Source organism: Verticiella sediminum, from assembly GCF_007558815.1.
Taxonomy (GTDB): Bacteria; Pseudomonadota; Gammaproteobacteria; order Burkholderiales; family Burkholderiaceae_B; genus Verticiella; species Verticiella sediminum.
Genome location: NZ_VLTJ01000039.1, coordinates 88,387 through 111,577, shown reverse-complemented (window position 1 = coordinate 111,577; position 23,191 = coordinate 88,387). Strand labels below are relative to the sequence as shown.

The window sequence follows — 23,191 nt, the reverse complement described above, 5'->3', positions numbered from 1 at the left end:
AGGATGCAGCCAGGCATGCTCGGCGCTCCGGCCCTGCTGAAACCTCCATACCTCTGGCTGTCCCGATGCCCGAACGAAGCGCATCGACGCTACCGCCGCAGCCCGCCCCTCTCAAACACGTCGAGCCCTCGTCCTGCCAGCACCGAGCGGCGAAGCTCCTCTGCACGTTTTGCTCAACCGGGAAGGCCAAGCTGGCGGCGCACCACCCCAGGAACGCGGCATGTTCCACCCTGCCCGCGAAGCGCCCGCCAGCGCGCGCCCAGGGGCGGCGGGCGCCCACGGCTCATCCGTGCCCACGCCGGAAATCAGTTCTCTGCCTCGCCCCAAACGGTTCGACATGCGGTACGTCGCTTGCGTATCCAGCCTCCGACAAACCCACCCGGAGGTGTAGCCATGACCGTCAAGACTCTGCAGGATCTATTCATCCACGAGCTTTCCGATATCTACAGCGCCGAAAAGCAACTCACCAAGGCGCTGCCCCGCCTGGCGCGGGCGGCGGAGAACCCGGATCTCAAGGCGGCATTCGAGACCCATCTCGAGGAAACGCAAGGGCAGATCGAGCGCATCGACCAGGTCGTCGAAGCGCTCGATATCAAGCTCAAGCGGATCAAGTGCGCGGCGATGGAAGGCCTGGTCGAGGAAGGCAAGGAAGTGATCGAGGAAGTCGACAAGGGCCCGGTGCGCGATGCTGCGCTGATCGGTGGCGCCCAAAAGGTCGAGCACTACGAAATCGCCAGCTACGGTACGTTGTGTGTCATGGCCAAGCAGCTTGGCCATAACCAGGCGGTGACGCTGCTCAAGGAAACCCTCGCCGAGGAAAAGGCGACCGACCAGAAGCTCACCATGCTCGCCGAAAGCGGGACCAACGCGCAGGCAGCGGCGGCATAAGCGGTTTGGCTCGCGCCCGCCTTGGCGCGGGCGCGGCATCGCTTGGCGATGCCGGTCTTTGGCGTCGGCGCCCGGCTCCTTCCGACGCGCAAATCGGCCTGCGCGACCCGGCACGGTACTTGCTCAAGAGCGCGCAAAGCCTCAGGCATGACCCATCAGGAGTACCGCATGTTCCGCTCGCCGTCCCACCTCGCCACGCATACGCTCAATCGCTTTCATCACCGGCTGGCGGCAGTGCGCCGGGCCGAGCCCGCGGTGCGCTTCGGCGTGAAGCCGGATGACGATCTCGGAGACCGTCCCGACGAGTTCCCTGCGCTGCGCCGGCGCGACGAAGCCACCCCACCGAGGCCCGGCGAGGAAATCCAGCCACCCCAACCCAGCCATGTGCCGCTGCCACGGCATCGCGACGGCGTTTCCCGACCCGAGCGGGAAACGCGCGCTTGAGCAAGGCGCATGAACGCATCGGGTCCGCACGCATGGGCCGCCCTGCCACCCGCCTCGCCGTCCGCTCAAGGCGCTCGGCGGATCAATCCTTCCTGGACGGTCGAGGCCACCAGCCGCCCATCACGCGTGTAGAACTTGCCCCGGCTGATGCCGCGCGAACCGCTGGCGCTGGGCGACTCGGTCACGTACAGCAGCCAGTCGTCCATGCGGAAATCGCGGTGAAACCACATCGCGTGATCCAGGCTGGCGATGTGCAGCTTGGGGTCGAAGAAGCTCATGTCGTGCGGCAGCAGGGCCGCACTCAGCAGGTGAAAGTCCGAGGTGTACGCCAGCATGGCCTGGTGCAGCCCCGGCACGTCGGGCACCGGAGCCAGCGCGCGCACCCAGGCGTCGAACACGGGCGGCATCGCACCCGGCTCGAGCGGATCGACCAGCGTAATGGGACGGATCTCGATCGGCCGGTCGCGCTCGTAGCCGGCGCGCAGGTGCTCGGGCAGTCTCGGCAGGTGGCGGGCGCGATGCTCCACTTCGGTCGGCAGGCCTTCCGGCGCCGGCACCTCGGGCATCGGATCCTGGTGCGACGCACCGTCTTCCTCGACCTGGAACGATGCGGACATGTGAAAGATCGGCCGCCCGTGCTGGATCGCCACGACGCGCCGCGTGGTGAAACTCTTGCCGTCGCGGATGCGGTCCACGTCATACACGATCGGCGCACGCTTGTCGCCCGCCCGCAGGAAATAGGCGTGCAGCGAATGCACCCGGCGTGCCGGATCCACGGTGCGCGTGGCCGCCATCAGCGATTGTCCGAGCACCTGTCCGCCGAACACGTTGCGGCTGCCGATGTCGCCACTCACCCCGCGGTAGAGATTGAGTTCCAGTTGCTCGACCTGCAACAAGCCTATCAACTCCTCGGCCGTACTCATGATTGCTGCTCCTGCGTGACGATTGAACGATACGCCGCACATTATCCGCTCTGCCGCGCTGCAGCGCTCGTCCGACTTCCGTGAGGCATACGTCCTATGGCCTGGTTGATGGCGCTGCACATCACGTTCCTGGTGCTCTGGTGCACCGGCCTGTTCTACCTGCCCGCGCTCTTCGCGAGCTATGCCAGCGCGCACACGCTCGAGCAGCGCATACGCATGCGCATCGTGACGCGCTTCGTCTTCGTCGTCATTGTCTCGCCCTCGGCCGTGATGGCGATCATCACCGGCACGGCGCTGGTGTTCGCCACCACGATCGAGGGCACCTGGCTGCCCGCCAAGCTGCTGGTGGTGAGCCTGATGGGCGCCTACCACGTGTATTGCGGGCGCCGCGTGGTGCAGTTGGAAGCGGGCGACCATATCGAGCGGCGCACCTTTCACATCGTCCTGGTGGCCGTACCCGCGGTGCTGGTGAGTACCGTGCTGTGGCTGGTACTGGCCAAGCCGGCACTGCCGATCCCGGTGCCCTCATGGTGAGGCGCACGCAGGTGCCTGCCAAGCACGCTCAGCGGTCGCTGTGGTCCGCCAGGTTGAGCGGGTCGGTGTCGTGCTCATTCTCCTGTTCGACCGCGATCTGGTGCTCGAACACCAGCTTGCCGCCGAGCCACCCCGCCGCGCCGACCAGGGCCGCGCCCAGCCCGGACAGCGCGAGCCCGCGCGGCACGATGCTGCCGACCGGGTCCTCGTACCGCAGAACCCAGTTGATGCTCGCTGTCGCCAGCAGCATCACGGCCAGCACGAAGTGGTTCCAGCTCGCCGGCCGCCGGCGGATCTCCTTCACCCAGAGCAGTTCGACCGTACCGGCGATACCCGCGAGAATCCCCATGAAGGCACCCGCGCCGATCAGCCAGAGCGACACACGCGCCCAGAACGGGTCCTCGGAATACCAGTACGCGAGATCGGTGGCGAAACCGCCGAGCAGGAACGCGATCGGAAACGTCACCAGCATGGGATGCAGCGGATGGCGGGCGAATGCGACGACGGTGGGAGCGCCCGAGGGCAGAGGTTTGCCGAATCGTTCCATGAAATATCGCGTGAGTGAGAAGAGGCGGGAGAGGCGTGCCGCGGTGTTGCGCGGCACGGCACGCAGCAAGCGAGGTGCCCAATGATGCCGAAAGCCTGTCGCCATGCGCTGCGCGCCGGCGTCTGCGCCCTGCTCGCCCTGCCTCTGGCCGGCTGCTTCGAGCAACCACTGTCCATCCTCGACCCGGCCGGCCCGGGCGCGGCGCCCATCACGCAGGTCTGGTGGGTGATGTTCTGGGGCAGCCTGGCGATCTACCTGCTGGTGCTCGGGCTCGCCACCTACGCGCTGCTCCACCGCCGGCGCAACGGCCAGGCGCCCCGGCGCGCGCTGCTCATCGGCGGCGGGCTGGCGCTGCCGATCGTCGTGGTGTTCCTGCTGCTGGCCTATGGCATCCGCTCGGGCCAGGCCATGCTGCCGCTGCCCACCAGCCAGACCGTGTTCAGGGTGGACGTGCGCGGCCACCAATGGTGGTGGGAAGTGTCATACCCGGACGCCCCGGGCGGCGCGCTGTACAGCGCCAACGAAATCCACATCCCCGCCGGCGTGCCGGTGGACGTGCACGTCAGCACCGAGGACGTGATCCACGGCTTCTGGGTGCCGCGCCTGGGCGGCAAGATCGACGCCATTCCAGGACGCACCAATGTGATCCGCCTGCGCGCGGACGCGCCGGGCGAGTATCACGGCGTGTGCGCGGAATACTGCGGGGTGCAGCACGCGCGCATGGCGCTGGTCGTCTACGCGCATCCCGCCGAGGACATGCCGGCGCGCCTGGCGGCGCTTGCCGGCGCGGGCGTCGACGACCCTGCCGACCTGCAGGACACCCAGGGCGCGCGCGACTTCACGCAGCACTGCCTGGCCTGTCACGCCATGAACCCGCGCGAACGCAGCAGCCAGCCCGGCCCCAACCTGGCCGATCTGGGCGTGCGCGCCATGCTCGGCGCCGGCACGCTGGAGAATACGCCCGAGGCGCTGCGCGACTGGCTGCGCCACCACCAGGCGCGCAAGCCGGGCAACCGCATGCCGCAGGCCGGGCTGCCCGACGCCGGCTTCGACGCCATCGCCGACTTTCTCGAACACAGCAGCACACCATGACCCGCGAGCCGCTCTCCCCCATTGCCCGCCACCACCGGCTGACGCGGATCTGGACCGACCCGCGGCACGGTGCGGCCCGCATCTTCTGCGCGGTGAACCACACGGCCATCGGCCTGCGCTTCATCGTCACCGCCCTGCTCTTCTTTCTGATCGGCGGCGTGCTCGCCATGCTGATCCGCACGCAGCTCGCCACCTCGGACAATGCGTTCCTCACCAGCGAGGTCTACGCGCAGATCTTCACCATGCACGGCACGGTGATGATGTTCCTCTTTGCCATTCCGGTGCTGGAGGGCCTGGCGCTCTACCTGCTGCCCAAGATGATGGGCGCGCGCGATCTGGCCTATCCGCGCCTGGGTGCGTTCGCCTACTGGTGCTATCTGAGCGGCGGCCTGATCCTCATCGCGGCTCTCTTCACGGGCCTGGCGCCGAACGGCGGCTGGTTCATGTACACGCCGCTCTCGGGCGCCGAATACACGCCCGGGATCAACGCCGACATCTGGCTGCTCGGCGTGACCTTCGCCGAAGTGTCGGCGATCTGCGGCGCGGTCGAGATCGTCGTGACCATCCTGCGCATGCGCACGGTCGGCATGGGCCTGCGCAACATGCCGATCTTCGCCTGGTACATGCTGGTCACCGCCGGGATGATCCTGATCGGCTTTCCGCCGCTCATCCTCGGCAGCATCCTGCTCGAGATCGAGCGCGCCTTCGGCTGGCCGTTCTTCGAGGTGGCCCGCGGCGGCGACCCGCTGCTCTGGCAGCATCTCTTCTGGATGTTCGGCCACCCCGAGGTGTACATCATCTTTCTGCCCGCCGCGGGCATGGTCTCGACCATCCTGCCGGTGTTCGCGCGCCGCCCGCTGGTGGGCTACAACTGGGTGGTGGCCGCCGCGCTCGCCACGGGGTTCGTCAGCTTCGGCCTGTGGGTGCACCACATGTTCACCGTCGGCATCCCGTATCTCGGCCAGATCTTCTTCTCGGCGGCGAGCATGCTGGTGGCGATACCCACGGCGGTGCAGTTCTTCGCCTGGATCGCGACGCTCTGGTCCGGCCGGCCGGTGTTCCGCCTGCCGATGCTGTATCTGGCGGGCTTCTTCGCCATTTTCATCCTGGGCGGGCTGACCGGGGTGATGATCGCGCTGGTGCCGTTCGACTGGCAGGTGCACGACACGCACTTCATCGTCGCCCACCTGCACTATGTGCTGGTGGGCGGGATGGTGTTTCCGGTCATGGCCGCGGTGTACTACTGGCTGCCCCACGTCACCGGGCGCATGCCCTCGGAGATCATCGGCAAGTGGGCCTTCTGGATGATCTTCGTCGGCTTCAACGTCACGTTCTTCCTGATGCACCTCACCGGGCTGCTGGGCATGCCTCGGCGCGTTTATACCTACGGCGACGGGCTGGGCTGGGACTGGCTCAACCTGGTGTCCTCGATCGGCGGCTTCCTGCAGGCGATCGGCTTCGGCCTGCTGGTGCTCGACGTCATGCTGCACGGCAGGATGGGCAAGCGCGCGCCGCGCAACCCCTGGGGCGCGGACACGCTGGAGTGGGCCACGCCCACACCGACCCCGGTCTACAACATCGGCGCCCAGCCGCGGGTCGACAGCCGGCACCCCTTGTGGGACGACCCCGGGCTCGGCCCGCGGCTGGCGCGTGGCGAGCCGTATCCCGGCACCGAGCCGCCGGTGCGCCGCGAAACCCTGTCGGTCGACGTGCTCACCGGCGAACCGCGCGCCGCCGTGATCCTGCCGGGGCCGAGCTGGCTGCCCTTCGTGGGCGCAATGCTGGTCGGCATCTTCGTGCTCGCCCTGCTCCTCAAGCTCTACTGGCTGGCTGCGATCATGCCGGTGCCAGCGCTGGCGCTGTTCCTGCGCTGGGCCTGGAGCACCGGCGCCACCGTCGATCCCGACCCCATCGCCTACGGCGACGGGCTGATGGTGCTGCCGCACTACGCCGAGCCGGAAGCCGCGCCGGGCCGCTCGGGGGTGATCTATACCCTGGTTGCGGACGGCACCCTGTTCGCCGCCCTGGTGTTCGGCTATTGCTTTCTCTGGAGCATCGCGCCTGGCTGGCCGCCGCCGGCCTACATCGACCCGTCGCCCTGGCTGCCCACGCTGGCCGCGGCCAGCGTCGTGATCGCCGGCGCGCTCGCGATTCGCGCGCACGCGGCCGTGACGCAGGCGCGCATGGGCGGTGTCGCGCTGCGCCTCTGGCTTGCCTGCGGCGTCGGCGTCGCGGCCACGCTGCTCTTGGCCGTCCTGCCCGGCGCCGCCCTGCCCCCTCCCACCAGCCACGCCTACGCGGCCACCAGCACCGTGCTGGCCTACTACGTCGCGCTGCACACGGCCATCGGCGCGGCCATGGCCGGCTTCGGCGCCCTGCGCGTGCAGCGCGGCTACGTCTCCCCGCTGCGCCACCTGGACACCCTGGTGGCGCGCACCTGGTGGTGGTACACGGGCGCGACGGGCATCATCACGCTCGGCGCGCTCTACCTCTTTCCGATGGGAGCCCGCTGATGAACCGCGGCCTGCTCTGGCAAGGCGCCTGGCCCGTCATGCGCATGATGGCGGGGCTCATCATCTGGGCCGTCTGCTTCGTCGCGCTGTATGCGGGCATGTCGCTCGCCTGCGCCTACGTCGCGCCGCCGCCGGGCGGCCATGCCGGCCTGCATCCGATCAACGGCTGGCTGACAGTGCTCTGGCTCGCACACCTTCTGCCGCTGGGCTGGCTGACCTGGTACTCCTGGCGCCAGAGCCGCCGGGCCGCGGATTCAACCACGCCGCCGGTGCGCTTCACGCTGCGCGTGACTTGGCTATGCAACCTGGCCGCGCTGTTCGCCACCGTATGGGTCGGGTTTCCGGTCGTGGTGACGGTGCCGTGTGCCTAGTCGGCGCCGGCCTCTTCGCCGCCAGCCTCGCCCGTGAGGTGGCGCGTCAACACCGTGGCGAAGGTGCGCGCTGCGATGGATAGCTGTGCGCCCTGCCTGCGCAGCAGGGAAATCCGGTGGCTGTGCGCGTCGATGTCGCGGATCGGGATCCCGTGCATGCCCCATTGTTCGGCCACCTTCGCGGCATAGCCCGGCAGCACGGCCACGCCTGCGCCTGCCCGGACCAGCCCGAGCACGGCCGTCAGGGTGCCAGCCTCGATCCGGCTGGGCAGGCCGCCGCCATGCGAGCGGATCAGCGCGTCCAGGGTCCTGCGCACGCTGTACAAGTGGCGCAGGCTGACGTGTTCGAGCTCGGCGACTTCGGTCCAGTCCAGTGACGCCTTGCGGGTCAGGACGTGGCCCTGCGGCACCACCACCTGCATGCAGTCGCGATGCACGATCCGCGCGTCCACGCCCTTCACCTCCGAATCCAGGGCGCACAAGCCGATGTCCACCGCGCCGGTGCGCACCGCGTCGACGGTCTCGTCGGTCGTAAGCTCGTGCAGTTCGAAGGCAATGCCGGGATGTTCGCGCGCGAAGCCCGCGACCGCCTCGGCCAGCAGGCCGTAGATCATGAGCGGAGAGGCAGCCAGGCTGACGCTGCCGCGTTCCATCTGCGTGAGCTCGATGACGCTGCGCGTGGCGGTCTTGACCGTGGCCATCAACTCCAGCGCGAAGCCGTGGAATTCACGCGCGGCCTCGGTGGCGACCACGCTGCGCGTGGTGCGCTCGAAGAGCCGAAAGCCCAGTTGGCGCTCCAGTTCGGCCACCTGCTTGCTCACGGCCGACTGCGTCATGTGCAGGCTGCGCGCGGCGGACGTGAAGCTCGCGCCGTCCATCACGGCGACGAAGACTTGAACCTGGCGTATGGAGAAATTCATTCCACCCAAGAATCTATGTATGAAAATAAGTCGATTGTTTCATGAATAGCATCTACGTAGCATGCGGCTCCATACCCATCCACAGGGAGTCTCCCGCATGTCGCACCCTTCCCCCGGCCCTTCCTGCCAGGTCCACGTCGAGGACGGCGTCGCCCGCGTCCGTTTCGAGAACGGCAAGCTGAACCTGCTCACCGAGGAGGCCGCCCTCATCTACGCCGACGCCCTGCGCGAGCTGCAATGGCGCGAGGACATCCGCCTGCTCGAGATCCGGGGCGGCGAGGCGGCCTTTCTCGGCGGCGCCGACATCAAGTTCCTGCGGGTCGCGAACGGCCGGCAGATCGATGCCTACATCCGTTCGGTCCATGCGCTGTGCGAGCAGATCCGCGCGCTGCCCTTTCCGACGATGTCGCTGATCCGCGGCTACTGCCTGGGCGCCGGGATGGAAGTCGCCTGCATGTGCGACATCAAGCTGGCCACCCGCGACGCGACGTTCGGCATGCCGGAGGTCAAGCTCGGCGTGCCCACCGTCATCCACGGCGCCATGCTGCCCGGGATGATCGGCTGGACGCGCACGCGCGACCTGCTGCTGACCGGCCGCATGATCGACGCCGACACCGCCGAACGCTGGGGCCTGATCTCGGCCGTCACGCAGGAAGCCGACATCGATACGTTCGCGGCCCACTGGCGCGCCGAGCTGGCCGAGGCCGGTCCGCGCGCCCTGCGCTTGCAGAAGTCGCTGCTCAGCGACTGGGAAAAGATGCCGCTGCAGGCGGCCATCGACACCGGCATCCATTGCCTCGTCAAGGCCTACGACACCGACGAACCCCACGACTACATGACGCGCTTTCTCGAATCCCGGCGCCGTGCGCGCGCGTGACGCGTACGGCCCGATCACAAACGAACAGGAGACACCATGATGCGATTCCGTTGGTATGGCCGCCTTTCCCTCTGCGCTCTGGCGCTGGCGAGCGGCATGGCCCACGCCTGGCCGAGCCAGCCCGTCACACTGATCGTGCCGTTCGCCGCAGGCGGCATGACCGACATACTCGCGCGCAAGCTGGCCCAGACCATGCAGACCGACCTGCAGCAGCCCGTGCTGGTCGAGAACCGCCCCGGCGCCGGCGGTGTGATCGGATCGGAACGCGTCGCCCGCGCGGCCGCCGACGGCAACACGCTGCTCGTCATGACCACCGCGCACGTAGTGAATCCCGCCATCATCAAGAACCTGCGCTACGACGCCAAGAACGATTTCGCGCCGGTCGCAATGCTCGCGCATACGCCGAACGTGCTGGTGGTGCACCCCTCGGTGCCGGCCAAGACGCTGCCCGAGCTGCTGGAGTTCGCCAGGCAGAAGGGCGGCGTGACCTATGGCTCGGCCGGCGCCGGCGGCACCACGCATCTGTCGGGTGAACTCCTGGCAGCCATGACCGGCGCGCCCTTCACCCATGTTCCCTACAAAGGCACCGCCCTCGCGGTGAACGACCTGCTGGGCGGACAGATCGATGCCGCCTTCGTCGATGCGCTGAGCGCGACGCAATACATCGAAAGCGGCCGGCTGCGCGCCATCGCGGTGTCCACGCCCGAGCGCGTGCCGGCGCTGCCGGACGTGCCGACCATCGCCGAACAGGGCGTGCCCGGCTATGACACGCGGATCTGGATCGGCTTCTACGCCCCGGCCGGAACCCCTGCTCCCATCGTGGAACGGTTGAATGCGCTCGCGCGCAAAGCCATGCACGAGCCGCAGTTCCAGCAAACGCTGTCGAGCCAGGGCACGCAGCCCGGCGACATGGACGTCCCGGCATTCACGCAGTTCGTCGACGAAGAATTCGTGAAGTGGGCGCGCATCGTGCAGGAGGCCGGCATTGAACCGCAGTGATTCCGAACGGCCGCTCAGCGGCATCCGTGTGCTGGACCTCAGTTCGGTCATCATGGGGCCCTACGCCACCCAGATCCTTGCCGAGTACGGTGCCAACGTCATCAAGCTGGAGCCTCCCGAGGGAGACATCATGCGCGGGATGGGCCCGATGCGAGAGCCGGCCATGGGCCCGGTGTTCCTGAACCTGAACCGCGGCAAGCGCAGCCTGTGCCTGGACCTGCGCACGCCGCGGGGGCAGCGCGTGCTGGCGCGCGCCGTCGAGCGCGCCGATGTCTTCGTCACCAACATGCGGCCCAAGGCGCTGCGCAAGCTCGGCCTGGACAGCGAGTCGATAGGTCGGCGCAACCCCGAGATCATCCAGGTCCGGCTGACCGGCTTCGGCGAGAACGGACCCTACGCGGGCAAGCCCGCCTACGACGATCTCATCCAGGGCATGGCCGCCATTCCCGCGCTTGTCGAGGCGGCGGGCTCGGCGGCCCCGCGCTACGTCCCGCTCAACCTGGCCGACCGCACCGTGGGGCTGGTCGCGGCGCACAACATCCTGGCGGCGGTGCTCCAGCGCCTGCGCCACGGCGGCGGGCAGGACATCGAGATCCCGATGTTCGAAACCATGGCCGCCTTCGTGCTGGGCGATCACCTGGCCGGCAGGAGCTTCGTCCCGCCGTTGGGCGAGGCAGGCAACCCGCGACTGCTCTCCGCCTATCGGCGCCCTTATCGCACGGCGGACGGCTGGCTCAGCGCGATCATCTACACGGATGCCCATTGGCAGCGCTTTCTCGCCACCGCGGGCGATGCCGAACGCTGGGAAACCGATGCCCGCTTCCACAGCATGACCAGCCGCAGCGCACACATCGACGCGCTCTACGCCTACGTCGATGAACGCTTCAGGCAGCGCGGCACCGACGATTGGTTGCGCCGGCTCGTCGACTGCGACATCCCGGTGGCGCGGCTGGTCAGCCTGGACGATCTGCTCGACGATCCGCAGCTCCAAGCCTCCGGCATCCTGCAGACGTATGCCGCAGCGGACGGCCCGCGCCTGGGCATCCAGCCCGCGGCCCGGTGGGCGCATGCGCAGCCATGCGCCGGCGCGTGCGCTCCCCGCCTGGGCGAACATTCAGCGCAGATCCTCGCCGAGCTCGGCCTGGACGCCGACGAGGACGGCTAGCGCCTGTCGACCAGGCCCTGACTCACGAGAGCAAGGCGTACGGCCCGCCCCGCTCGATCGCGCGGCGATAGGCGGGGCGGGCGTGGATGCGGCCGAGGAAGGCGGACAGGTGCGGGTGCGCTGCGGCAGTCAGGCCGCCGCGCTGCGCCGCGGCTTCCAGCGGGAAGCTCATCTGCACGTCGGCAGCCGTGAACGCATCGCCGGCGAACCACTCGCGGCTGGCCAGTTCGCCCTCCATATAGGCGAGCTGGCTGCGCAACTGCGGATCGATCATGCGCTCGCGCACGCCCTTGGCGAGCGCGCGGGCGATCGGGCGCGCGAAGAACGGCATGGGCGCGCTGGGCAGCCGGTTGAAGATCAGCGCCAGCAGCAGCGGCGGCATGGCCGAGCCTTCGGCAAAGTGCAGCCAGTAGGTGTAGCGCAGGCGCTCGGGCGTGCCTTCGACCGGACGCAGCTTGCCGCCCTCGCGCTGCACGAGGTATTCGATGATGGCGCCGGACTCGGCGACCACCACGTCGCCATCGGTGATCACCGGCGACTTGCCCAGGGGATGCACGGCGCGCAGTTCGGGCGGTGCCAGCATGGTGCGGGGGTCGCGCTCGTAACGGCGGATCTCGTAGTCGACGCCAAGCTCTTCCAGCAGCCACAGGATGCGCTGCGAACGCGAGTTGTTGAGGTGGTGTACGACGATCACGACGTGTCTCCTTGAACGGCCATGCGCTGCGGCGTTCTGCGCAGCATAGCGGGGAGCGCGATCGCGCGCATGACACGAGCCGCGCACAGGCCGGGCTTCGCGGCATGGGTGTTGCTGGGGGAACACACTTTCCGGCGCGTCCGCCGGCCAAGCTGCCCGCAGGAGGTCCTATGCCCCGCATCGTCTGGAAAGGCGCGATCGCCTTTGGCCTGGTCCATGTCCCCGTGGTCCTGCACCCGGGTTCCCGGCGATCCGGGCTGGACTTCGATTGGCTGGACAAGCGCGACATGGCGCCGGTCGGCTACCAGCGCATCAACAAGGCCACCGGCAAGGCCCTGGACAGCGAGTTCATCGTCAAGGGCTACCAGTACGAGAAAGGCGAGTACGTCCTGATGAACGACGAGGACTTTCGCCAGGCCAATCCGACCGCCACGCAGACGGTCGAGATCGTGTGCTTCGTGAAGGCGCAGGAGCTGCCGCCCTACTACTTCGAGACGCCGTACTACCTCGTGCCCGACAAGCGCGGCGACAAAGGCTACGTGCTTCTGCGCGAGACCTTGCGCAAGTCGGGCCTGATCGGGATCGCCAACGTCGTGCTGCACACCAAGCAGCACTTGGCCGCGGTGCTGCCGGTGGGCGGGCTGCTGCTGCTCAACACCATGCGCTATGCGGACGAGGTGATTCCCGCCGACGACCTCAAGGAGCCGCCGGCCACCCTGGAAGAGGCGGGTGTCAGCCGCCGCGAGCTGGAGATGGCCGAGCGCCTGGTCGCGGACATGACGGAGCGCTGGCAGCCCCAGCGGTTCCACGACACCTACCGGGAGGACCTGCTCGCACGCATCGAGCAACGCATCGATTCGGGCCAGACCCACAGCATGACCGAACCCAGCCAGGATACCGGCGAGCGCCCGCGCGCGAAGGTGATCGACCTGATGTCGATGCTCAAGCAGAGCATCGAGACGCGCGCCGGCGGCAAACCGGCCCAGGGCGCCGGCAAGGCGCGGGCAAAGGCAGACGCCCCGGCGCCGCGCAAGGCCGCAGCCAAGACGACAGCGCGCAAGAGCGCGGCCAAGGCACCCGCCAAGGCGGCGAAGAAGGCCGCCAAGAAAGCCACGCGCGCGGCGCCGTCGAGCAAGCGCGCCGGCAAGCCGACGACCAGCCGCCGCAAGGCCGCTTGAGCCATGGCCCGCCAGGACGACGCGCTGGAGCGCTATCGCGCCAAACGCGACTTCAGCCGGACCGCCGAGCCCGCCGGCAAGGCCGCGCGCCGGCGCCAGGACCAGGCGCGCTTCGTCGTGCAGCGCCATGCGGCGCGCGCCCTGCACTACGATTTTCGCCTCGAGGTCGGCGGCGTGCTGAAGAGCTGGGCCGTGCCCAAGGGCCCCTCGCGCGACCCGCAGGTCAAGCGCCTGGCGGTGCAGGTCGAGGACCATCCGCTCGACTATGCCGGCTTCGAGGGCGACATTCCCGCAGGGCAGTATGGCGCGGGCCACGTCGACATCTGGGACGACGGCACCTGGGAGCCGCTGGACGAACCTGCGCAGGCGCTCGAACGCGGCAAACTGCATTTCCGCCTGCATGGCCATCGCCTGGAAGGCGAGTGGATCCTGATCCGCACGGGGCGCGATCCCAAGCACTGGCTGTTGCGCAAGGTGGACGACGGCTACGCGCTCAGCGGCCATGCGGCCGAAGCGCAGACCGAGGCCGATGCCAAGACCCCGCCCAGCGCGCGGCGCGGGGATGCGGCGGCCGCGAAGAAGGCCAGCGCCAAGACCACCCCGACGAGGGCCGCTGGGCAGCCATCGGCAACCGGCAAGGCCGCAGCGACAAAGGCCGCATCCAACAGCCCTGCGGCCCGCACCGCCACGCGCGTCGCCCAGGCCATGGCCATGCCGGCGATGATCGAGCCCCAGCTCGCCACCCTGGTCGATGCGCCGCCCGCCGACGCGGATTGGGTCTACGAACTGAAGTACGACGGCTATCGCATCCTCTGCCGGCTGCAGCGGGGACGCGCGGCCCTGCTCAGCCGCGCCGGCAACGACTGGACCGAGCGCATGCGTCCGCTGGCGCGCCACCTGGAGCGGCTCGGGCTGGGCGAAGGCTGGCTCGACGGCGAGGTCGTCGTGTTCGACGAACAAGGCCGCTCGAGCTTCGCGCTGCTGCAGCGCGCGCTCGACGGCAAGGCCGAGAACCTGCATTTCATCGCCTTCGACCTGCCGTTCTGGGCGGGCGAGGATCTGCGCCCGCTGCCTTTGCTGGAAAGACAGACCCGGCTCGCCGAGCTGCTCGCCTCGCAGCGCAGTGAAACCGTGTCGTTCACGGATCTCGTGCCGGCCGGCAACGCCGCCCAGGCGCGCGAGGCGCTGGCCCAGGCCTGCAAGCTCGGCCTGGAGGGCCTGATCGCCAAGCGTGCCGACGCTGCCTATCAGAGCGGCCGCTCGCAACGCTGGCTCAAGCTCAAGTGCCGGCCCGAGCAGGAGTTCGTGGTCGGCGGCTACACCGGCCCGGCCGGCGCGCGCTCGGGCTTCGGCGCGCTGCTCGTGGGCCTGCACGACGACGCCGGCAAACTGCAGTACGTCGGCAGAGTCGGCACCGGCTTCGACCAGGACACGCTCGCCAGCCTGGCGCGCCGCCTGCGGCAGCTCGAACGCAAGAGCAGCCCCTTTGCGGCCGCCCTGCCACCCCACCAGCGCCGCTACGGCCACAGCCCCGACGCCCAGATCCATTGGGTGGACCCGGCCCTGGTGGCGCAGGTTGCCTTTGCAAGCTGGACCCGCGACGGCCTGCTGCGCCAGGCCGCCTTTCTCGGCCTGCGCGAGGACAAACCGGCCCGGCAGGTGGCGGCCGAAGTCCGCGCAAGCGTTCAACCCGTCGCCGAACGCGACCAATCCACCCCCGCCGACATGAACCGCTCCGCCAGCCGCTCCGCGCCCGTCGTGCGCGGCATCCGCATCAGCCATCCCGAGCGCCGCGTGTTCCAGCAGCCGCCCTTGGACAAGCTCGGGCTCGCCACCTACTACGACCAGGTCGCGCACGCCATGATGCCGCACCTGGAAGGCCGGCGGCTGGCCTTGCTGCGCTGCCCGGAAGGCGCGGACCACGAATGCTTCTTCCAGAAGCACATCACGCAGAGCCTGCCGGCCGGCGTGCGCCACGACGGCGAGCATCTGCTCGTGAGCAGTCCCGAAGGCATCATCGGCCTGGTCCAGTTCGGCGTGATCGAGTTCCACACCTGGGGCTCGCGGCTGCCGCGCGCCGACCGGCCCGATCGCATCACGCTGGACCTGGACCCCGGCTCGGGCGTGGACTGGAGCGTGCTGGCCGAGGGAGCGCAGCTTGCGGCCACGCTCATGCGCGAACTCGGCCTGACGCCGTTCCTGAAGACCACCGGCGGCAACGGCCTGCACGTGGTGGCGCCGATCCGGCGCACCCTGGACTGGGATACCTGCCGCGCCTTCGCCAACGGCATGGCCCGCCACCTGGAGACGCTGATGCCCGAGCGCTTCGTGGCGAACATGAACAAGGCGCGGCGCAAGGGCCGGATCTTCGTGGATTACCTGCGCAACGGCGAGCAGGCGACGGCCGTGGCCGCCTACTCGGTGCGCGCCAGGGCGGGCGCGTCGGTCTCCCTGCCGGTCGATTGGGATGCGCTGGCCCCGGAACGCGACCTGCGCGGCGCGACCTACAACGTGCAGAACGTGCCCGACCTGCTCGCCCAGGCCAGCGACGCCTGGGCCGACTATGAAAGTTCGGCCGCCACCGTCAAGCGCGCGGCGCTGCAGGCGGTGCAAGCGGGGCGCTGAGCGCGCCGGGGCACAGCGCTTGCTTGGCCGATGCATGCCGCGGCATGCCGCCTCTTCCACCAGGAGACACCGATGGAACACCAGCCGGTCGAACCCGACACGCCGGACGCCCCGATTCCGGTCGAACCCGATCCTGTGCCACCCACCCCGGACGACGAACGCGCCCGCCCGGGCACCATCGAACGCGGTGCGGCAAACGCCGCACGTTGAGCTGCAAGGAGATTCCCATGAAGCAACCGCTGCTCGGCCTGACCGTGGCCGCCTGCCTGAGCGCCGGCGCTGCGCTGGCCGACACCTCGGTGACGCTGCACCAGGCCACCGACAAAGGCCCCGGCGACGCCGTCGGCCAGGTCACCATCAGCCAGACGGACTACGGGCTGGTCTTCACGCCGGACCTGAAAGGCCTGGAACCCGGCATCCACGGCTTTCACGTTCACGCCAACGGCAATTGCGACGCCAAGGAAGAGGACGGCAAGATGACGCCGGCCGGCGCGGCCGGCGGCCACCTCGACCCTGAGAACACAGGCAAGCACGGCGCGCCTTGGGGCGATGGCCACCTGGGCGACCTGCCCGCGTTGTACGTCCTGCCCGACGGCACGGCGACCCAGCCGGTGCTCGCTCCCCGCCTGAAATCCATGGACCAGATCCAGGACAAGGCCCTGATGGTGCACAAGGGCGGCGACAACCACGCCGACCATCCCGAGCCCCTGGGCGGCGGCGGCGCGCGCGTGGCGTGCGGCGTGATTCAATAGACGATTACGCGCTTCCCATCACGCAGACGCCGGAGAGATCATGCAGCAACCAGGATGGATCGGTCGCATCCGCAACTTCGGGCCGCTGGCCCTGTTCATCGATGCCGGCATCCGCTGGGTGGACAAGCGCGCGTCGAGCAAGGGCGCCGCGCTCGCCCTCTACATGGTCTTTTCCCTGGCGCCCATCCTGCTGCTGGTGATCGCGATCGGCGGCTGGTTCTACGGTGAAGACGCCATCCGCTCCGAACTGCTCGCACAGATCGAACTGTACGCGGGCCAGCGCAGCGCAGACGCGATCCGTACCGTGCTCGAGAGCACGCAGTATTCGAGCGGCGGGCTGATTGCCGCGGCGATCTCGATCGGCCTGCTCATGTTCAGCTCGACCACGGCCTTTGCCGAGCTCAAGAGCAGCCTGGACGAGATGTGGGACGCCGAGGACACGGCGACGGCGGGCCTGCGCGCGACCGCGATGAGCCGCGTCGTGGCCTTCGGCATCGTGCTGACGCTCTCGGGCTTTCTTCTGCTGTCGGTGGTCGCCGATGCGATTCTCGCCGCCTTGCAGCAGCGCTGGGCCGCCCTGTTCAACGAGACGGTCTTCACGTTCGTCGCGCGCGCCATCTCGAACGCCATCTCCTTCGGCGTCTTCGTGCTGCTGTTCGCGGTGATACTGAAGATGCTGCCCAGCGTGCGCATCCGCTGGCGCGACGTATTCCCGGGCGCGCTGCTCACCGCCCTGTTGTTCCTGCTCGGCAAGATCGGCATCTCGCTCTACCTCAGCCAGGGCACGCTGGTGTCCTCCTATGGCGCGGCCGGCTCGGTGATCGCGCTCATACTTTGGATCTATTTCTCCGCCCTGCTCTTTTTCTACGGCGCCGCCTTTACCCGCGAATACTGGTGCCGCTATGGCGAAGGCCGCCGGGCCCGACTGGCCGCGCAGCGTTCGTCCGACAGTGCGCACGCCGAACCCCCTGTGGCAGCTCCCGCCACCGAGACGCCGGCAACGCAAGATCCGGATCATCCTTCCTATGCGCTGGCGGATCAGCCCGCCGCGCAGAAGACCCAGCTCACCGCGCGGCCCTGAGGCGAGCACCCACGTCGCCCGCGTGCGGGCCGCGGCGTAGCCGGTCGAACGAACGATGGAGCGGCTTGCCCACGGGCACAGGCCTCGATCTCGCCATCGCCAGCCGATGGCCTCACAGCACCGCCTGCGCCAGCAGCGCGCCGGTCACGCCGCAGAATATGAAGGCCAGCATCGCGAGCAGGCCGTCGCGCCCGATCAGCGCCAGGCCGAAGGTGGTGATGGCGATGCCCGCCGCCGTGGCGGCGAAGGGCACCAGCTCCAGAGGCGGCATGGTCAGCGCAACCAGTGCGCAGATCGCCGCGACCGCGTACACGGCGTGGCTTTCGACCAGCCAGCGCATGCGCGGCTTGACCAGCCGGTCGATCCAGCGCGCCGGCGGCCGCATGAAGCGAAAGGCCTGCAGCAGCCGCCGCTGCGACACGCCGCGCTTGAGCACCCAGCGCGGCATCCAGAAGTGCTGGCGGCCGATCAAGAGCTGCACGCTGAGCAGCAGCACCATCGCACCCGACAAGGTCGGCACACCGGGCACACCGCTCACGGGCGAGAGCACCAGCAGCCCCGGCACCAGCAGCATGGGCCCGAACGAGCGGCGCCCGGTGATATCGAGCATGGCCTCCACGCTCACCTTGTCGTTCTCGCACTCGGCGAACTCGAGCCTGTCGAGCATTTCGGTGAGCGAAGTGGCTTCCAGGCGCGTCAGCGTGCGGCGCGAGAAACGGCGGCGCACCCAATCGAATCGGCGCGGCCTGCCGTTGGAAGGCGTGTCCGCCGCTTCTTGCGCTGTCTGTTCGGTGAAGTCGTCCATCGCTGGTGCAGGGCACGCCTGCAGCGCAGACGATACCGTTCGGTCTCCCGCCGGCGTCTCCTGCCGGCTGGCGGACACCAAGCACAGCCCATGCCCGGCACAGCCCCGCCGAGCCGCCCGCCGCGCCGGCATCCGCTCGGGCTGCCGGCGCGCACCGCTCAGTCACGACACATCTTGGCCTGCGAGATGCTGCTCTCGGACGGAACGCTCTGCGTGACCCACACGTTGCCGCCGATGGTCGAGCCGCGGCCGATGGTCACGCGGCCGAGCACGGTCGCGCCCGCGTAGATCACGACATCGTCCTCGACGATGGGATGGCGCGGCTCGCCCTTGCGCAGGCTGCCGTCGTCGTTCTCGGTGAAGCGCTTGGCGCCCAACGTGACATTCTGGTAGATGCGCACGCGGTTGCCGATGATCGTGGTCTCGCCGATCACGACGCCCGTGCCGTGGTCGATGAAGAAGCTGTGGCCGATGGTGGCGCCGGGATGGATGTCGATGCCGGTGGCCGAGTGGGCGATCTCGGTCATCAACCGCGGCAGCAGCGGCATGCCGAGCTTGTAGAGCACATTGGCCAGGCGATAGTAGGTGATCGCCACGAAGCCCGGATAGCAGAGCAGGATCTCGGAAATGCTGTGCGCCGCCGGATCTCCCTGGAACGCCGCGCGCAGGTCGCTCACCAGGACGGCGCGGACCTCGGGCAGGGAATCGGCGACGTGGCGGGTGATCTCGACCGCGCGCGCATCGAGCGCCTCGCTGGTCCAGGCGTCCTCGTCGGACAGAAAGAGCAGCCCGCGCCGCACCTGGCCGCGCAGCAGGTTCAGCGTGCGGTTCAGGGTGTTGCCGACGAAGTGATCGATGCTCTCGTCGGTCAGGTCGGTCTCGCCGTAATGCGTGGGGAACATCGCCGCGGCAAGCCCCTGCAGGATGTCCTTGAGCACGGCGCGCGAAGGCAGCTCGCGCAGCCGGCCGCGGTGACGCACCTTGTGGGTGTGTTCGCGCGACGTGCGCAGCGCCTGGATCAGCGCGGAGAGATTCCAGTCGGGCTGGCCGTGATCGGGGTACGAGGGCATATCGGGAAGTCGTGACATAACGCGGCAACGGGCGCGCCAGCGCCCGTGAACATATCGGATGCCATACCTTACACCCGGACGCCCCCTGCCGGGGGGCATGCCCCGCCTGCCTGTGGGGTCATGCCCGGCGCGGGCGGGCGCTCAGTTGTATCTGCCGGCCGCGCCGCCCACGCTGTAGCGGCCCGCGCCGAGCAGCGCCACCGCGATGGCGCCGAACACGAACATGCCCTGCAGCTCGAGCGCCCAGCCACCCGATTGGGTCATCGAGAACAACTGGCCGGTGTGCACCAGCACGATCGCAACGACCATGTTGACGGCCACGACGAGCGCTGCCAGCCGGGTGTAGATGCCCACGATGAGCAGGACCGGCGCAACCACCTCGCCGAGATAGACCGCATAAGCAAAGAAGGTGGGCAGGCCGCGCGCCGCCATCATGCCCTCGATGAAGCCGATGCCGTTCATCAACTTGGACAAGCCGTGCAGAAGAATGAGAATGCCGAGGGCGAGGCGCAGCACCAGCTTGCCGCTGTCATCCATCGTGGTCGAAGTCATGGGGAACGCTCCTGTAGTCGCTGTGGCGGAACAGCCCGCCCGCGCGAGGCCAGCGCGCATTGTAGAGTGGCGCCGCGACGGCGTGCTGCCGGCGTGCACCGGCGTTTGCCGCCCGCAACAGTGCGCCGGTCCGCGTCAGTCCGGCAGCGCGCACTCGACCGGCTGGGCATCCAGCAACGCGCTGAGGCAGGCCGGCGCGATCTCCACCAGGAAACCGCGCCGCCCGCCGTTGATGAGGATGCGCGGCAGCGCCAGGATGCCCGCCTCGACGTACACCGGCATGCGGCGCCGGGTGCCGAAGGGCGAGGTGCCGCCCACCTGGTAGCCGCTGTGGCGCTGCGCCACCTCGGGCCTGCACGGCTGGATGCGCTTGCGCCCGCTCTGGCGCGCGAGGTTCTTGGTGGAGACCTCGCAGTCGCCGTGCATGAGCACGATCAGCGGCTGCGCCTTCTCGTCCTCCATGACGAGCGTCTTCACCACGGCGTGCAGGTTCCAGCCGAGCTGGCGGGCCGACTCGCGCGCGCCGCCGTGCTCCACGTATTCGTAGGGATGCTCCACGAAGGGAACGTCGTGCTTGCGCAGGAAATCGGTGGCGGGGGTGGCCGAGACGTGGCGGGCGGGCTTGCTCATGGGTCGGGCGCTTCAGGCGCGGGGATGGTGTTGGCCGTGCAGTGCCTTCAGGCGGGCACGGGCGACATGTGTGTAGATCTGGGTGGTGGAAATATCCGCGTGGCCAAGCAGCAGTTGCACTACGCGCAGGTCGGCGCCATGGTTCAGCAGGTGGGTCGCAAAGGCATGCCGCAGGACGTGCGGCGACAGCGGCGCGGTGACGCCGGCGACGAGCGCGTATTTCTTCACCAGTTGCCAGAACGCCTGGCGCGTCATCGCCGCGCCGCGCGCCGTCACGAAGAGGTCCGCGCTCGTGCGCCGGCCGAGCAGCGCCGGGCGCGCCAGGCGCTGGTACTCGGCCAGCCAGTGCGCCGCCTCCAGGCCCAGCGGCACCAGGCGATCCTTGCCGCCCTTGCCCTGCACCACGCGCAGCACGCCCTCCGTCGGCGAGACGTGCAGCACGCCCAGGCCGACCAGTTCGGATACGCGCAGGCCGGTGGCATACAGGGTTTCGAGCATGGCGCGGTCGCGCAGGCCGAGCTCGGTGGCGACGTCCGGCGCCGTCAACAGCGCCTCGACCTGGGCCTGCGACAAGGTCTTGGGCACGCGCGGCGCCGCCTTGGCGGCCACCAGCTTCAGGCAGGGGTCTTCACGGATGCGCTGTTCGCGCAGTGCCCAGTGATAGAAGCGGCGCACTGCGGCCAGGCGCCGGTTGGCCGTGGCCGGCCGCGTGCTGTCGCTCGCGGCGGCGAACCAGCCCTGCAAGTCCTGCTGACGCGCCTCGAGCAGGCCGCGCGCGTCGGTTCGACGCAGCCACTCGGCGAGCGCTTCGAGGTCGCGCCGGTACGCGGCGAGCGAATTCGCCGCCAGTCCGTCTTCCAGCCACAGGCTGTCGACGAAGGCGGCAATGAGCGGATCGGCGCTGGGCGCCGGACGTGCACGGGAGGCGGTCATGATCGTGGGCGAGGCTAGGCGCAATGATAGGCCAGCTCGCGGACGACGCAGACGCCGGCTGCCCTCAGCGCAGGATGCGCATCGAATCGACGTCGATCTCGGGCGGACGATTACGCCCCGTGTCCACTTCGCCGCTGATCTGCACGCGGGTCTTCTCGTCGACCGGCTCGCGCGGGAAGTCGTCATCGTCGATTTCGGCGGTGATCTCGCCGGTGCCGTCCGAGAACACGTACTTCTCATGGCCCAGCTTGCGCAGCAGGTGGCCCTCCAGCCGTACCCGCTGGTCGTCGACCGGGTCCTTGAGAATGCTCGCCACGTCGGCGGCCTGGCTGCCGTCGGCCGGGCCGACGTATTGCGCATGCGCAGCCCCGGCGGCAAGGGCGGCGGCGAGCGCCGCCGTGCTCAGGACGGACCGAAGGCGGAAGAAGGAAACAGAGGAAACAGGCATGGGGGCTCCCGGGTTATCGTAGCCATCCCGCCCAAGCAACAACCGGACCAGCGCACCCGCCATGGACCTGCGTTCGCTGCGTTACTTCATCGCTGTGCTCGAGGCCGGCAGCCTGTCGAAGGCAGCCGCCATGCTCTACGTCGCCCAACCCGCGCTCACCGCGCAAATCAAGAAGCTGGAGCAGGACCTGGGCGCGCGGCTGCTCGAACGCTCGCACGCGGGCGTGACGCCCACCCCCGCCGGCACCCAGCTCTACCAGGATGCGCGGCGCCTGCTGTCGGACGCCGCGGCCATTCGCGAGCGGCTGCAGCGCTCGGCCGACAGCCCCGAAGGCTCGGTCACGATCGCCATCCCCTTTCTGCTGGTCACGCTGCTCATGGGGCGGCTGATCGAACGCGTGCGCGACGCCTATCCGCGCATCCGCATCTTCGTGCTGGACGGCCTGAGCTTGCGCGTACAGAAGGCCATGCTCGACGGGCGGGCCGACATCGGCGTGCTGGTGGATACGCCCAGACTGGAAGGCATGCGCTGCGAGCCGCTGGCCACCGAGGCGCTCTACCTGGCGGGCCTGGACAAGGACGGTGCCGCCCGCGCGCTCGCCGAGGACGGACCCGAGCCGCGCATCGCCTTTCGCGACGCGGCGCGCCTGCCGCTGGTGCTGCAATCGCGCCGCTACGCCATCCGCCAGAGCGTGGAGAACGCCGCCGCCGAACACGGCATCACGCTGAACGTCGTGCACGAGCAGGATTCCGCGCGCGTCATCCGCTCGCTCTATCTCGCGGGCGCCGGCTATACCTTCACGCCGGCCTGCGCGCTGCACGACGTGCCGGTGCAGCACGACCCCGACTGGTTCCGCGCGCGCGTGGGCGCGCCGGACATTCTGCGCCACTACAGCGTGGCCATGCCGCTGCGCGGCGAGCCCACACCCGCGAGCCGGCTGGTCGCGCGCATGCTGCGCGAAGAGGTCCGGAACACCATCGCCGAGGGCGCCTGGGACGCCGAGCCGGCCCCGCTCGCCCGCACCGAACCGGGCGGGGCCTGACCCGCACAGGGGAACGCCGCGTTGAGCCGCCCAGGCCATAGGATTTCGTGATGGCCCGGCATCAGCCAACGGTATTTCACAACCGCGCCGGCGGCTGACATAGTCCCT

The 23,191-nt window shown here is 69.1% G+C and carries 25 protein-coding genes; 15 read left to right on the top strand and 10 right to left on the bottom strand.

Annotated features, from left to right (window positions below; translation table 11 throughout):
• Positions 1-393: 393 nt before the first annotated feature.
• Positions 394-888, top strand: a complete 495-nt coding sequence (locus tag FOZ76_RS20000; RefSeq protein WP_143950043.1) for a YciE/YciF ferroxidase family protein — start codon at positions 394-396, stop codon at positions 886-888.
• Between the two features lie 168 nt (positions 889-1,056).
• Entirely contained in the window at positions 1,057-1,332 is a 276-nt protein-coding gene (locus tag FOZ76_RS19995) for a hypothetical protein (RefSeq protein WP_143950042.1), read from the top strand.
• A 65-nt stretch (positions 1,333-1,397) separates the two neighbouring features.
• On the opposite strand, the gene tesB is transcribed toward FOZ76_RS19995, so the two are convergent.
• A complete protein-coding gene (gene tesB / locus FOZ76_RS19990) occupies positions 1,398-2,255 on the bottom strand; it encodes an acyl-CoA thioesterase II (RefSeq protein WP_143950041.1) in 858 nt (285 codons plus the stop codon).
• Positions 2,256-2,351: 96 nt separating this feature from the next.
• Between tesB and FOZ76_RS19985 the strand changes: the two genes are divergently transcribed.
• Positions 2,352-2,789, top strand: a complete 438-nt coding sequence (locus FOZ76_RS19985) for a CopD family protein (RefSeq protein ID WP_143950040.1) — start codon at positions 2,352-2,354, stop codon at positions 2,787-2,789.
• A 28-nt stretch (positions 2,790-2,817) separates the two neighbouring features.
• Here FOZ76_RS19985 and FOZ76_RS19980 read toward each other — a convergent pair whose 3' ends face one another.
• A complete protein-coding gene (locus tag FOZ76_RS19980; RefSeq protein ID WP_143950039.1) occupies positions 2,818-3,336 on the bottom strand; it encodes a DUF2231 domain-containing protein in 519 nt (172 codons plus the stop codon).
• An 81-nt stretch (positions 3,337-3,417) separates the two neighbouring features.
• Between FOZ76_RS19980 and coxB the strand changes: the two genes are divergently transcribed.
• From coxB to FOZ76_RS19965, 3 genes are read left to right on the top strand one after another with little or no spacing between them, the layout of a single operon-like run.
• A complete protein-coding gene (gene coxB / locus FOZ76_RS19975; RefSeq protein ID WP_143950038.1) occupies positions 3,418-4,428 on the top strand; it encodes a cytochrome c oxidase subunit II in 1,011 nt (336 codons plus the stop codon).
• Entirely contained in the window at positions 4,425-6,941 is a 2,517-nt protein-coding gene (ctaD, locus tag FOZ76_RS19970; RefSeq protein ID WP_143950037.1) for a cytochrome c oxidase subunit I, read from the top strand. The genes coxB and ctaD overlap by 4 nt, the downstream gene beginning before the upstream one ends.
• Positions 6,941-7,312, top strand: coding sequence for a hypothetical protein (locus FOZ76_RS19965; protein ID WP_143950036.1), 372 nt, complete (start codon positions 6,941-6,943; stop codon positions 7,310-7,312). The genes ctaD and FOZ76_RS19965 overlap by 1 nt, the downstream gene beginning before the upstream one ends.
• On the opposite strand, the gene FOZ76_RS19960 is transcribed toward FOZ76_RS19965, so the two are convergent.
• Entirely contained in the window at positions 7,309-8,232 is a 924-nt protein-coding gene (locus FOZ76_RS19960) for a LysR family transcriptional regulator (protein ID WP_143950035.1), read from the bottom strand. The genes FOZ76_RS19965 and FOZ76_RS19960 overlap by 4 nt on opposite strands.
• A gap of 97 nt (positions 8,233-8,329) precedes the next feature.
• Between FOZ76_RS19960 and FOZ76_RS19955 the strand changes: the two genes are divergently transcribed.
• From FOZ76_RS19955 to FOZ76_RS19945, 3 genes are read left to right on the top strand one after another with little or no spacing between them, the layout of a single operon-like run.
• Positions 8,330-9,109 (top strand): enoyl-CoA hydratase-related protein, encoded by a 780-nt coding sequence (locus FOZ76_RS19955; protein WP_170235546.1) that lies wholly within the window; start codon positions 8,330-8,332, stop codon positions 9,107-9,109.
• 36 nt (positions 9,110-9,145) lie between these two features.
• Complete coding sequence (locus tag FOZ76_RS19950) at positions 9,146-10,108, top strand: Bug family tripartite tricarboxylate transporter substrate binding protein (RefSeq protein WP_143950033.1); 963 nt, start codon at positions 9,146-9,148, stop codon at positions 10,106-10,108.
• Positions 10,095-11,273 (top strand): CaiB/BaiF CoA transferase family protein, encoded by a 1,179-nt coding sequence (locus tag FOZ76_RS19945; RefSeq protein WP_246129662.1) that lies wholly within the window; start codon positions 10,095-10,097, stop codon positions 11,271-11,273. Before FOZ76_RS19950 ends, FOZ76_RS19945 begins: the two co-directional genes overlap by 14 nt.
• A gap of 22 nt (positions 11,274-11,295) precedes the next feature.
• Here the strand turns inward: FOZ76_RS19945 and FOZ76_RS19940 are convergent, their stop codons facing one another.
• Complete coding sequence (locus FOZ76_RS19940) at positions 11,296-11,967, bottom strand: glutathione S-transferase (RefSeq protein WP_143950032.1); 672 nt, start codon at positions 11,965-11,967, stop codon at positions 11,296-11,298.
• 170 nt (positions 11,968-12,137) lie between these two features.
• On the opposite strand from FOZ76_RS19940, the gene ku reads away from it, so the two are divergent.
• From ku to FOZ76_RS19920, 5 genes are all read left to right on the top strand, one after another.
• Positions 12,138-13,145: a non-homologous end joining protein Ku gene (gene ku, locus FOZ76_RS19935; RefSeq protein ID WP_143950031.1), complete on the top strand. Its 1,008-nt coding sequence runs from the start codon at positions 12,138-12,140 to the stop codon at positions 13,143-13,145.
• Between the two features lie 3 nt (positions 13,146-13,148).
• Positions 13,149-15,770, top strand: a complete 2,622-nt coding sequence (gene ligD / locus FOZ76_RS19930; protein WP_143950030.1) for a DNA ligase D — start codon at positions 13,149-13,151, stop codon at positions 15,768-15,770.
• A 72-nt stretch (positions 15,771-15,842) separates the two neighbouring features.
• Positions 15,843-15,980 (top strand): hypothetical protein, encoded by a 138-nt coding sequence (locus tag FOZ76_RS27575; RefSeq protein ID WP_170235545.1) that lies wholly within the window; start codon positions 15,843-15,845, stop codon positions 15,978-15,980.
• 17 nt (positions 15,981-15,997) lie between these two features.
• Positions 15,998-16,522: a superoxide dismutase family protein gene (sodC, locus tag FOZ76_RS19925; RefSeq protein ID WP_143950029.1), complete on the top strand. Its 525-nt coding sequence runs from the start codon at positions 15,998-16,000 to the stop codon at positions 16,520-16,522.
• A 40-nt stretch (positions 16,523-16,562) separates the two neighbouring features.
• Complete coding sequence (locus tag FOZ76_RS19920) at positions 16,563-17,603, top strand: YihY/virulence factor BrkB family protein (RefSeq protein WP_143950028.1); 1,041 nt, start codon at positions 16,563-16,565, stop codon at positions 17,601-17,603.
• A gap of 112 nt (positions 17,604-17,715) precedes the next feature.
• Here the strand turns inward: FOZ76_RS19920 and FOZ76_RS19915 are convergent, their stop codons facing one another.
• From FOZ76_RS19915 to FOZ76_RS19890, 6 genes are all read right to left on the bottom strand, one after another.
• Positions 17,716-18,408, bottom strand: coding sequence for an exopolysaccharide biosynthesis protein (locus FOZ76_RS19915; RefSeq protein ID WP_211366334.1), 693 nt, complete (start codon positions 18,406-18,408; stop codon positions 17,716-17,718).
• Between the two features lie 158 nt (positions 18,409-18,566).
• Entirely contained in the window at positions 18,567-19,478 is a 912-nt protein-coding gene (gene epsC / locus FOZ76_RS19910; protein WP_143950027.1) for a serine O-acetyltransferase EpsC, read from the bottom strand.
• A 141-nt stretch (positions 19,479-19,619) separates the two neighbouring features.
• Complete coding sequence (locus tag FOZ76_RS19905) at positions 19,620-20,030, bottom strand: DoxX family protein (protein ID WP_143950026.1); 411 nt, start codon at positions 20,028-20,030, stop codon at positions 19,620-19,622.
• A gap of 135 nt (positions 20,031-20,165) precedes the next feature.
• Entirely contained in the window at positions 20,166-20,660 is a 495-nt protein-coding gene (locus FOZ76_RS19900) for an aminoacyl-tRNA deacylase (RefSeq protein ID WP_143950025.1), read from the bottom strand.
• A gap of 12 nt (positions 20,661-20,672) precedes the next feature.
• Positions 20,673-21,593 (bottom strand): site-specific tyrosine recombinase XerD, encoded by a 921-nt coding sequence (gene xerD, locus FOZ76_RS19895; RefSeq protein ID WP_143950024.1) that lies wholly within the window; start codon positions 21,591-21,593, stop codon positions 20,673-20,675.
• 64 nt (positions 21,594-21,657) lie between these two features.
• On the bottom strand, positions 21,658-22,041 hold the full coding sequence (locus FOZ76_RS19890; protein WP_143950023.1) for a YgiW/YdeI family stress tolerance OB fold protein: 384 nt from the start codon (positions 22,039-22,041) through the stop codon (positions 21,658-21,660).
• A gap of 61 nt (positions 22,042-22,102) precedes the next feature.
• Between FOZ76_RS19890 and FOZ76_RS19885 the strand changes: the two genes are divergently transcribed.
• Positions 22,103-23,083 carry a LysR family transcriptional regulator gene (locus FOZ76_RS19885; protein ID WP_143950022.1) on the top strand — a complete coding sequence of 327 codons (981 nt, stop codon included), beginning with the start codon at positions 22,103-22,105 and terminating at the stop codon, positions 23,081-23,083.
• The last annotated feature ends 108 nt before the right edge of the window (positions 23,084-23,191 follow it).

Excerpts from the sequence above, each read along its gene's own strand:
- FOZ76_RS20000 (WP_143950043.1), top strand. The coding sequence starts at position 394 with ATGACCGTCAAGACTCTGCAGGATCTATTCATCCACGAGCTTTCCGAT.
- FOZ76_RS19995 (WP_143950042.1), top strand. The coding sequence starts at position 1,057 with ATGTTCCGCTCGCCGTCCCACCTCGCCACGCATACGCTCAATCGCTTT.
- tesB (WP_143950041.1), bottom strand. The coding sequence starts at position 2,255 with ATGAGTACGGCCGAGGAGTTGATAGGCTTGTTGCAGGTCGAGCAACTG.
- FOZ76_RS19985 (WP_143950040.1), top strand. The coding sequence starts at position 2,352 with ATGGCCTGGTTGATGGCGCTGCACATCACGTTCCTGGTGCTCTGGTGC.
- FOZ76_RS19980 (WP_143950039.1), bottom strand. The coding sequence starts at position 3,336 with ATGGAACGATTCGGCAAACCTCTGCCCTCGGGCGCTCCCACCGTCGTC.
- coxB (WP_143950038.1), top strand. The coding sequence starts at position 3,418 with ATGATGCCGAAAGCCTGTCGCCATGCGCTGCGCGCCGGCGTCTGCGCC.
- ctaD (WP_143950037.1), top strand. The coding sequence starts at position 4,425 with ATGACCCGCGAGCCGCTCTCCCCCATTGCCCGCCACCACCGGCTGACG.
- FOZ76_RS19965 (WP_143950036.1), top strand. The coding sequence starts at position 6,941 with ATGAACCGCGGCCTGCTCTGGCAAGGCGCCTGGCCCGTCATGCGCATG.
- FOZ76_RS19960 (WP_143950035.1), bottom strand. The coding sequence starts at position 8,232 with ATGAATTTCTCCATACGCCAGGTTCAAGTCTTCGTCGCCGTGATGGAC.
- FOZ76_RS19955 (WP_170235546.1), top strand. The coding sequence starts at position 8,330 with ATGTCGCACCCTTCCCCCGGCCCTTCCTGCCAGGTCCACGTCGAGGAC.
- FOZ76_RS19950 (WP_143950033.1), top strand. The coding sequence starts at position 9,146 with ATGATGCGATTCCGTTGGTATGGCCGCCTTTCCCTCTGCGCTCTGGCG.
- ku (WP_143950031.1), top strand. The coding sequence starts at position 12,138 with ATGCCCCGCATCGTCTGGAAAGGCGCGATCGCCTTTGGCCTGGTCCAT.
- ligD (WP_143950030.1), top strand. The coding sequence starts at position 13,149 with ATGGCCCGCCAGGACGACGCGCTGGAGCGCTATCGCGCCAAACGCGAC.
- FOZ76_RS27575 (WP_170235545.1), top strand. The coding sequence starts at position 15,843 with ATGGAACACCAGCCGGTCGAACCCGACACGCCGGACGCCCCGATTCCG.
- sodC (WP_143950029.1), top strand. The coding sequence starts at position 15,998 with ATGAAGCAACCGCTGCTCGGCCTGACCGTGGCCGCCTGCCTGAGCGCC.
- FOZ76_RS19920 (WP_143950028.1), top strand. The coding sequence starts at position 16,563 with ATGCAGCAACCAGGATGGATCGGTCGCATCCGCAACTTCGGGCCGCTG.
- FOZ76_RS19915 (WP_211366334.1), bottom strand. The coding sequence starts at position 18,408 with ATGGACGACTTCACCGAACAGACAGCGCAAGAAGCGGCGGACACGCCT.
- epsC (WP_143950027.1), bottom strand. The coding sequence starts at position 19,478 with ATGCCCTCGTACCCCGATCACGGCCAGCCCGACTGGAATCTCTCCGCG.
- FOZ76_RS19905 (WP_143950026.1), bottom strand. The coding sequence starts at position 20,030 with ATGACTTCGACCACGATGGATGACAGCGGCAAGCTGGTGCTGCGCCTC.
- FOZ76_RS19900 (WP_143950025.1), bottom strand. The coding sequence starts at position 20,660 with ATGAGCAAGCCCGCCCGCCACGTCTCGGCCACCCCCGCCACCGATTTC.
- xerD (WP_143950024.1), bottom strand. The coding sequence starts at position 21,593 with ATGACCGCCTCCCGTGCACGTCCGGCGCCCAGCGCCGATCCGCTCATT.
- FOZ76_RS19890 (WP_143950023.1), bottom strand. The coding sequence starts at position 22,041 with ATGCCTGTTTCCTCTGTTTCCTTCTTCCGCCTTCGGTCCGTCCTGAGC.
- FOZ76_RS19885 (WP_143950022.1), top strand. The coding sequence starts at position 22,103 with ATGGACCTGCGTTCGCTGCGTTACTTCATCGCTGTGCTCGAGGCCGGC.